The sequence below is a fragment of the Variovorax sp. 20P10.2.4 genome, assembly GCF_058244205.1.
This window is the reverse complement of the sequence record NZ_JBZAYE010000296.1, coordinates 1-8,720: the sequence shown is the minus strand read 5'-3', so window position 1 is coordinate 8,720 and position 8,720 is coordinate 1. Positions and strand designations below refer to the sequence as shown.

The window sequence follows — 8,720 nt, the reverse complement described above, 5'->3', positions numbered from 1 at the left end:
GCGCCTCGGCATGCCACACCACCCCGAGCACCTCGCGCCGGCCCAGCGGCACCCGCACCAGCGTGCCGGCCGGCAGCGGCGCGTCGCCGCCATAGCTCAGCACGTCGCCCAGCGCGCTGTGCGCGGGCGTCTGCACCGCCACGTCGATGCGCCAGGGCAAGGCGGCGCCGGACGTCCCCGGACTGCCGTTCGTCGGCTCGCCGAGCAGGTCTTCGGAGGGAATGGGCCGGTTAGGGATGGTGTCCTCGTTGGCAGGGTTTGTTAAAGCAGTGTTGAGCAAAGTCACTTAAGTCATTGATTTTTCAGTGCTTTGCGGCCCGTCCAGAGTTTCTGTGGATAACTTTGTTGAAAACCGGGCTGGACTCGCCGCCAAGCCTTGAAAATCAAGGCTCTGGCTGGAATGCCCGTAAAAAGGGCAAAGTTCAAACTCCATATAAATCAACAACTTAGCTTCGCTATTGCTTTGGTAGCGGTGCCAGGACCGCCTAACGCAATCTTGCGCACTGCAACACGCGTTTTGTGCATAAGTCGGTCGCCGAAGCCCGTTTTGGGCCTTGACAAAGCCGCGGCGCCGCATTTTGGCCATCTTCTTTTCCACATCCGCCATGCCGGCGGGCGGCTGCGGCCGGCGGCCCGCGGGCCGTGTCAGGCCGGCTGCCGCAGCTGGCGCGATTGGGTGTGCACCGCCTGCACCAGCGCCGACACGTGCTCGGGCGGCGTGAACTGGCTGATGCCGTGGCCCAGGTTGAAGATGTGGGTCGGCCCGGCCGTCGCGCGGTCGGCATGCGGCGCGCCGAAGGCCTGCAGCACCTTCGCCACCTCGGCCTCGATGCGCGCGGGCGGCGCGAACAGCACGTTGGGGTCGATGTTGCCCTGCAGCGCCTTGGCCTGGCCATCGCTGCCCTCGGCCACGCGGCGGCGCGCGGCGCCGAGGTTCACGGTCCAGTCCACGCCGAGCACCTGGCAGTCGAGCGCGCGCATGTCCTCGAGCCAGAGCCCGCCGCCCTTGGTGAAGACGATGCGCGGCACCGGCTGGCCGTCGGGGCCGTGGCGCTTGAGGCCCGCGAGCACGCGCGCGGTGTAGGCCAGGCTGAATTCCTGGAACGCGCCGTCGGCCAGCACGCCGCCCCAGCTGTCGAATACCATCACGGCCTGCGCGCCGGCGTCGATCTGGGCATTGAGGTAGGCGGCCACGGCATCGGCATTGACCGCGAGCACGCGGTGCATCAGGTCGGGGCGGCCGTAGAGCATGCCCTTCACGAGCCGGTAGTCGCTCGAGCCCGCGCCCTCGACCATGTAGCAGGCCAGCGTCCAGGGGCTGCCCGAGAAACCGATCAGCGGCACGCGGCCGTCGAGCGCCTTGCGGATCGAGGCCACGGCGTCGAAGACGTAGCGCAGCTTGTCCATGTCGGGCACTTCGAGCGTGGCCACGGCGGCCTCGTCGCGCAGCGGGCGCGCGAAGCGCGGGCCCTCGCCGGCCTCGAACGAGAGGCCCAGGCCCATCGCGTCGGGCACGGTGAGGATGTCGGAGAACAGGATCGCCGCGTCGAGCGGATAGCGCGCCAGCGGCTGCAGCGTGACCTCGGTCGCGTAGTCGACGTTGGTGGCCAGTCCCATGAAGCTGCCCGCCTGTGCGCGGGTGGCGACGTACTCGGGCAGGTAGCGGCCGGCCTGGCGCATCAGCCAGACGGGCGTGTGGTCGGTGGCCTGGCGCCAGCAGGCTCGCAGGAAGGTGTCGTTTTGCAGGGGGGCGAAGGGCATCGGGCGATTGTCGCAGGGCCCTTCGCACCGGGCCCGGGGCCGCCCGTTCCGCGTCAGCCGGCCTGCACGATCCCCGACACGTCGAGAAGGTACATCTGCCGCTGCGACTCGTGCACCGAGTCGATGCAGACCTGCCGGCCATCGCGGCTCCAGCGCGGATGCAGGTCGCAGCGGTTCTCCTTGCCCAGCGCGGGCGTGGCGTAGAAGCTGCCCAGCGCATGACGCCGGCCGGTCTGCATGTCGAACAGGAACAGCACGCGCTCGTGCGTGCGCGCATCGGGGTAGGTGTCGCTCAGCAGCCAGCGCCGGTTCACGGGCGAGAAGCTCATGTGGCCGTTCTCCACCAGCACGCCTTCGCCGATCGCCTCGACCGCGCCGCCGACGCTGTCGTGGTACAGGTGGTAGCGGATCCTGCCCGCGTGCGGGCTCCAGACGACGATGTGCTCGTCGTCGCGCCACAGCGGGTGCGAGATCTGGTATTCGGACTTCTCGTAGTCGAAGGTGCCGACGGCATCGGGGTCGAAGTCCTGCGCGAGCTGCGGCAGCGGATGGTCCGAGCACTCGAGCAGGCGCAGGTCGGAGCCGTCGGGGTTCATCGTGAGCAGCCGGTGCAGGAAGCAGGTCTCGTCCTCGACACGCTCGGTCCAGCGGTGCAGGAACAGCACGCGCGAGGACGACGGGTTGATCTCGATGTGGCTGACCCAGTGGATCCCCCGGTCCATCGAGGCCCGCGGATGGAAGCGGCGCAGGTCCTGGTAGCTCAGGACCAGGCGCGTGCTGCCCGTGGCCAGGTCGATCGCATGGATGCCGTCGCCCTCCGGTGCGAGCGGCAGCTCGAAGGGGCCGCCGGCCTCGCTGTAGCCGATGGTCCGGTGCGTGACGTACAGGCGCCGGTAGTCCACGCTCAGGGCATAGCGGCTGTCGGGCGCGACCACGTAGACGGGCATCGGCAGCACGCGCCTGGCGCCGCTGTCGAGGTCGACGATCGTGGACCCGAAGCCCGGATAGAACGCGCCGGCATCGCCCGTGCGGCAGTTGTAGATCAGCTGGCGGCCCGGTGCCCCGTCCAGCCATTGCAACTGGCTGCCCATCTGCCAGTTCCAGGCCGTGGTCTCGCCGAGCACATGGAAACGGTCGCCGTCCTGCAGGTCGAAGCAGCCGATGCGGGCGCTGGAGTCCGGCTGCAGTTCGGTGTCCATCCAGGGCACCTGCTGGGCCAGCAGGTAGCGCCCGCTGCGGTCCCAGGCGCTCTTGTCGTAGTAGCCGAAGAAGTGGTGCTGCCGGCCATCGTCCGTTCCGACGCGGCGGCAGGCGGCGGGTGCGAAGCCCGTGAAAAGCGGATCGGTCATCGGTTCCTTCACTCCGCGGCGATGCGGCCTTGCTGGATCACTTTGTCCCAGCGCAGCTTCTCGGCCGCGACGAAGCGGGTCGCGGCCTCGCGCGTGCTGGCCACCGGGGTCATGCCCTGCTCGGCCAGCCCCTGGGCGAACTCGCTCGACGAGACGATGCGGCGGATGTCCGCGTTGAGCCGGTCGGCGATGGCGTCCGGCAGCCTGGCGCTGGCCGCCACCGTGGTCCACGAGGTGGCCTCGAAGGCCGGGAAGCCGGCCTCGATTGCGGTCGGTACCTCGGGCAGGGCCGGCAGGCGGGTCTTGCCCGTCACGGCCAGGGCCTTGAGCTTGCCGCCGCGGATGTGGGCCAGGGTGGTCGGCGGGTTCTCGAACATCAGCTGGATCTGGCCGGCCAGCAGGTCGTTCAGCGCGGCCGAGCTGCCCTTGTAGGGCACGTGCACGATCGGCGCGTCGGCGCTGATCCGGAACAGCTCGCCGATCATGTGCACCGACGAGCCCACGCCCGCGGAGCCGAAGTTGAGGGTGTCGGGCGCCTTGCGCGCCAGCGCCACCAGCTGCTTCAGGTCGCCCGCGGGCAGGGAGGGCGTGGCCACCACCACGTGCGGCATCTCGGCCAGCACCGTGATCACCTTCAGGTCCTTCGCGGGGTCGTAGCTGAGCTTCTTGAAGACGCCATAGGTCGCGTGCAGCCCGACCGATCCGAGCAGCAGCGTGTAGCCGTCGGCCGGCGCATCGGCCACGAACTTGCCGCCGATGTGGCCGCCGGCGCCGGGTCGGTTCTCGACCACCACCGGCTGCTTGTAGAGCCTGCCCAGCCGGTCGGCGAGCATGCGGGCCTGCACGTCGGAACTGCCACCGGCGGTGAAGGGCACCACGAGCCGGATCATCTGGTCCGGATAGGTCTTCGGCTCCGCGGCCTGCGATGCCGCCGCGGCGAGGCCGAGGGCGGCTGCGAGAAGGCCGAGGCCGACGGCCCGGCGCGGCCATTGCTGTGTCATGCGTGTTCCTTGCTGCGCGCCGCGTGGGGCGCGATGAATGGTGGGAATGGGCGCAGTCTAGGAACGCGGCATCATTCTGGAAAATTCAATCTTGTCGCCGGGCTATGCAGAAAAGATATGCCCTCGCGAACGCGCCGACGGCGCCGTCCCAGGAGTCCTTGCATGTCGCGACCATTGAACTTCCGCCAGATCGAGGCCTTCCGCGCGGTCATGCAGACCGGCACCACCACGGCGGCCGCTGCCATGCTCCACACCACGCAGCCCTCGGTGAGCCGCCTGCTCGCGCAGATCCAGAACGCCACGCAGCTCAAGCTGTTCGACATCCACAAGGGGCGGCTGCGGCCCACGCACGAGGCGCGGCAGCTGTTCGAGACGGTGCAGCGTCATTTCCTCGGGCTCGACCGCATCGAGCAGAGCGTGGCCGTCATGCGCAAGTCGGGCGCGGGCTCGCTGCGCGTGGGCTGCACGCCGGCGCTGGGCCTGAGCGTCATGCCGCCGGTGGTCCACGCCTTCTCGCGGCGCTACCCGCAGGTGCACGTGAACCTGCAGACCGTCGGCTCGCACGCGCTGCGCGAAGGGCTGCTCTACGGCCTGTACGACGTCGCGCTGACCACCTCGGGGATCAGCGACCCGCAGATCGAAGCGGTGCCGCTGCACCGCAGCGACGCGGTGTGCGTGCTGCATCTGGGCCATCCGCTCGCGAGCCGCGCCAGCCTGCACGTGCGCGACCTGAAGGACCAGGTGCTGCTCACCCTCAATGCCGACGACGAGATCCACCAGCAGTTCCTCGGCACCCTGCAGCAGCACCGCGTGGAGGCGGCGGCGACGGTGGAGACGACCTACTCGGTCACGATCTGCATGATGGCCGCGCAGGGCACGGGCATCGGCATCGTCAATCCTTACGTCGCCTCGGTGTTCGCGCGCGATCTGAAGGTGCTGCCCCTGCGGCCGCGCTGCCCGGTCGAGGCCTCGATGGCCCTGTCGCCGCAGTCGGCGCCCTCGGCCATCGCCGAGGACTTCGTCGGGCTGCTGAAGGCCTACTTCCGCGACTTCGGGAAGGGCAAGGCGCTTTAGCGCGGGTGCGTCAGACCGCCGGCACGCGCCGCGCGTCGGCCGGGCTCACGTTGCGCCGGTAGAGCACCAGCGTCGCCACCAGCCCGCAGACCGCGGCCGCCGTCATCCACAGGCCCGGCGCGCCCTTGTCGCCGGTCATCTCGATCAGGCCGGTGGCCACGGCCGGCGTGAAGCCGCCGAACAGCGCGGTCGCGAGGCTGTAGGCCAGCGAGAAGCCGGCCGTGCGCACGCTGACCGGCATCACCTCGGTCAGCGCCACCACCATCGCGCCGTTGTAGCTCGCGTAGAGGAACGAGAGCCACAGCTCGACCTCGAGCATGCGCGCGAAGCTCGGCGCGCCGACCAGCCACTTGAGCGAGGGGTAGGCCGTGAGGATGGTCAGCACGGTGAACGCGATCAACAGGGGCTTGCGGCCCACGCGGTCCGACAGCGCGCCCATGATCGGCAGCCAGATGAAGTTGGAGATGGCCACGCACAGCGTGACGACCAGCGCGTCGGTGGTGCTCAGGTGCAGCACGGCCTTGCCGAAGGTCGGCGTGTAGACCGTGATCAGGTAGAAGGACACGGTGGTCATCGACACCAGCATCATCCCGGCGATCACCAGGCCCCAGTTGGCGACCATCGAGCGGAAGATCTCGCGCGCGTCGGGGCGGTGCTTGCGCGCCATGAACTCCTCGGTCTCCTGCAGCGAGCGGCGGATCACGAACAGCACCGGCACGATCAGGCAGCCGACGAAGAAGGGCACGCGCCAGTAGAAGTCGCCGATCTCCTGCGCGCTGAAAGTCACGTTGAGCCAGTAGCCGAGCGCGGCCGCCACCACGATGGCGACCTGCTGGCTGGCCGATTGCCAGCTCACGTAGAAGCCCTTGCGGCCCGGCGTGGCCATCTCCGACAGGTAGACCGACACGCCGCCGAGCTCCACGCCGGCCGAGAAGCCCTGCAGCAGGCGCCCGATCAGCACCAGCAGCGGCGCGGCGAAGCCGATGGTGGCGTAGGACGGCACGCAGGCGATCAGCAGCGTGCCCAGCGCCATCAGCGCGAGCGTGACGATCAGGCCCTTGCGGCGGCCCACGCGGTCGACGTAGGCGCCGAGGAAGATCGCGCCCAGCGGCCGCATCAGGAAGCCGGCGCCGAAGGTCATGAAGGTCAGCATCAGCGAGGCGAACTCGTCGCCGGCCGGGAAGAAGGCCTTCGAGATCTGCGTGGCGTAGAAGCCGAACAGGAAGAAGTCGAACATCTCCATGAAGTTGCCGCCGGTCACGCGCAGGACGGTGGCGAACTTGGAACTGGAGGCGGTGCTGGCCGCGCCTTTGGACGCTGTGGTCATGTGTGGAGTCCCCTGGGTTGTGCGTGCGCGATGTGTGCACCCCGAGGGTAGGAAGCATTGCCCGACGGCAAGCTGACGCGCGTGGTCAGGTACCTGTCAAAGCCGGCCCCAAAAGAAAAGAGGCGCCGCGGCGCCTCTTGCTGGATGACGGGCCCGGGGCCGGGCTCAGGTCTTGTACTTGATCGAGCAGCCGTAGGGCCGCGTGCTGGCCGCCGTGATCGGCTTGTTGCCGAAGGCCTCGCCGAGCGCCTGGTTCACGTAGTTGACGGCAGTCTTGATGTCGTCCACGCGCGCCGAGGCGATGGAGTCGATGCCGCCCGCATACACCAGCGTGCCCTTGGGATCGATGATGAAGATGTGCGGCGTGGTGCGCGCGCCGTAGGCCTGGCCGATCATGCCGTCCTCGTCCATCAGCACCGCCGTGGGCGCGGCCGACTGCGACTTCATCCAGTCGGCCAGCGCGGCCGGCTTCAGGTAGTCGCTGGCGGCGCGCTCGGTGGAGTTGATGGCCAGCCAGACCACGCCCTTGTCGGTGGCGGCCTTCTGCGTGGCGGGCATGTTGCCGCTGCCGTAGTGCTTGCGCACGAAGGGGCAGCCGGGGTTGGTCCATTCGAGCACCACGAACTTGCCCGCGAAGTCGGACAGCTTGTGCTTGGCACCGCTGGTGTCGACCGCGACGAAGTCGGGCGCCTGCTGGCCCACGGCGGGCGCGGCGAAGGCGTTGTTGCTCACGAGGAAGGTGGCGCCCAGCGCGACGGCGGCGGCCATGACGGCGCGGCGCGAGGCACGGCTGAGAGCGGCGCGGGCTCGGCGCGCGGCGCGCACCGAGCGCGAGTCGGGGCGCAGCTCGGTGGAGGGGGGAAGGGACATGGGCTGATCGAACTCCATGGAGATATTTCCGAATGACGGCGACAGCTTAGAGCGGTTTTTTCATGTGCCTGTGACAACCCATGTCACAGCCGTGGTCAAAGCGCGGCGAGGGCCGCGCGGACCTCGTCCTTGCCCAGGATCTCGGTCAGCACCACGGGCGGCTTGCCCGGGGCCTGCAGCACGTAGACCGGCACGCCGCTGCGGCCGAGCGCGGTCAGCGCGGCGGTGATCGCGGGGTCGCGACGGGTCCAGTCGGCGCGCAGCATCGCGACCTTCTTGTCGTCGAAGGCGGCCAAGAGCTCGGTGTCGGACAGCGTGGTCTTCTTGTTGTATTGGCAGGTCACGCACCAGGCGGCGGTGAAATCGATGAACACCGGGCGGCCGTCGCCGGCCAGCTCGGCCACGCGCTCGGCCGACCAGGGCTGCCAGCGCGCTTCCTTCGAGCCCGCGGCGCTCGCGAGCTTCGCGGGCTCGACGGTCGTCAGCACGTTGCGGCCGATGGCGCTGGTGAGCACCACGGTGAAGCCGATCAGCACCGTGGCGATCACCAGCCGCGAGCGGCCGCGCAGCGTGAGCGCCCAGACGATCGCCGACAGGCACACCAGCAGCGCCAGCAGGGTGCCGGCGCCGTCGATGCCGGTCTGCTGGCCCAGCACCCAGACCAGCCAGGCGACGGTGGCGAACATCGGGAAGGCCAGCAGCTTGCGCAGCGTGCTCATCCACGGGCCGGGCTTGGGCAGCAGCCAGGCGATGGCCGGCACGAAGCCCGCCACCAGGTAGGGCAGCGCGAGGCCGAAGCCCAGCGCGGCGAACAGCAGCAGCGCCTGGCCGGCCGGCAGGCCGATCGCGAAGCCCAGCGAGGCGCCCATGAACGGCGCGGTGCAGGGCGAGGCGATGACCACCGCGAGCACGCCCGAGAGGAAGTCGTTGGCGATCGGGTGCTTGGCCTGCGCGCTGCACACCGACGAGGGCACGGTGCGCATGAACTCGAACACGCCCACCAGGTTCAGGCCGATCAGCGTGAACAGCGCGGCCAGCACCGCCACCACCGCGGGCGACTGGAGCTGGAAGCCCCAGCCCAGGCCGGCGCCGGCCGCGCGCAGCGCGAGCATGGCGCCGCCGAGCGCGAGGAAGGACAGCATCACGCCGGCCGTGTAGGCCAGCCCGGCCTGCCGGTGCGCGCTGCGGTTGCCGGCCTGGCGCGCGAAGCCCAGCACCTTGATCGCGAGGATCGGGAACACGCAGGGCATGAGGTTGAGCAGCAGGCCGCCGAGGAAGGCGCCGAGCAGCGCGGCCAGCAGCGTGCCCATGGGCTGGGGCGCGATCTCGTTCGAGGCC

Annotated in this window: 8 protein-coding genes; 1 reads left to right on the top strand and 7 read right to left on the bottom strand. The window is 69.6% G+C overall.

Annotated features, from left to right (window positions below; all coding sequences use genetic code 11):
* The 4 genes from AC27VN_RS24155 to AC27VN_RS24140 form a co-directional block, all read right to left on the bottom strand.
* On the bottom strand, positions 1 to 208 hold a 208-nt coding region (locus tag AC27VN_RS24155; protein ID WP_490878148.1), incomplete at its 3' end, for a hypothetical protein.
* Between the two features lie 437 nt (positions 209 to 645).
* Positions 646 to 1,761 (bottom strand): uroporphyrinogen decarboxylase, encoded by a 1,116-nt coding sequence (gene hemE, locus AC27VN_RS24150; protein ID WP_490878147.1) that lies wholly within the window; start codon positions 1,759 to 1,761, stop codon positions 646 to 648.
* Between the two features lie 53 nt (positions 1,762 to 1,814).
* On the bottom strand, positions 1,815 to 3,110 hold the full coding sequence (locus AC27VN_RS24145; RefSeq protein ID WP_490878146.1) for a hypothetical protein: 1,296 nt from the start codon (positions 3,108 to 3,110) through the stop codon (positions 1,815 to 1,817).
* Positions 3,111 to 3,118: 8 nt separating this feature from the next.
* The gene (locus AC27VN_RS24140; protein ID WP_490878145.1) at positions 3,119 to 4,111 is read right to left on the bottom strand and encodes a tripartite tricarboxylate transporter substrate binding protein; all 993 of its coding nucleotides are present in this window, start codon (positions 4,109 to 4,111) and stop codon (positions 3,119 to 3,121) included.
* Positions 4,112 to 4,273: 162 nt separating this feature from the next.
* Here AC27VN_RS24140 and AC27VN_RS24135 point away from each other — a divergent pair, with 162 nt between their 5' ends.
* On the top strand, positions 4,274 to 5,185 hold the full coding sequence (locus tag AC27VN_RS24135) for a LysR substrate-binding domain-containing protein (protein ID WP_490878144.1): 912 nt from the start codon (positions 4,274 to 4,276) through the stop codon (positions 5,183 to 5,185).
* Positions 5,186 to 5,195: 10 nt separating this feature from the next.
* Here AC27VN_RS24135 and AC27VN_RS24130 read toward each other — a convergent pair whose 3' ends face one another.
* From AC27VN_RS24130 to AC27VN_RS24120, 3 genes are all read right to left on the bottom strand, one after another.
* Positions 5,196 to 6,512: an MFS transporter gene (locus tag AC27VN_RS24130; RefSeq protein ID WP_208510196.1), complete on the bottom strand. Its 1,317-nt coding sequence runs from the start codon at positions 6,510 to 6,512 to the stop codon at positions 5,196 to 5,198.
* A gap of 165 nt (positions 6,513 to 6,677) precedes the next feature.
* Positions 6,678 to 7,382, bottom strand: a complete 705-nt coding sequence (locus AC27VN_RS24125; RefSeq protein ID WP_296788854.1) for a redoxin domain-containing protein — start codon at positions 7,380 to 7,382, stop codon at positions 6,678 to 6,680.
* Between the two features lie 95 nt (positions 7,383 to 7,477).
* A partial coding sequence (locus tag AC27VN_RS24120; RefSeq protein WP_490878143.1) for a protein-disulfide reductase DsbD family protein occupies positions 7,478 to 8,720 on the bottom strand: 1,243 nt, incomplete at its 5' end.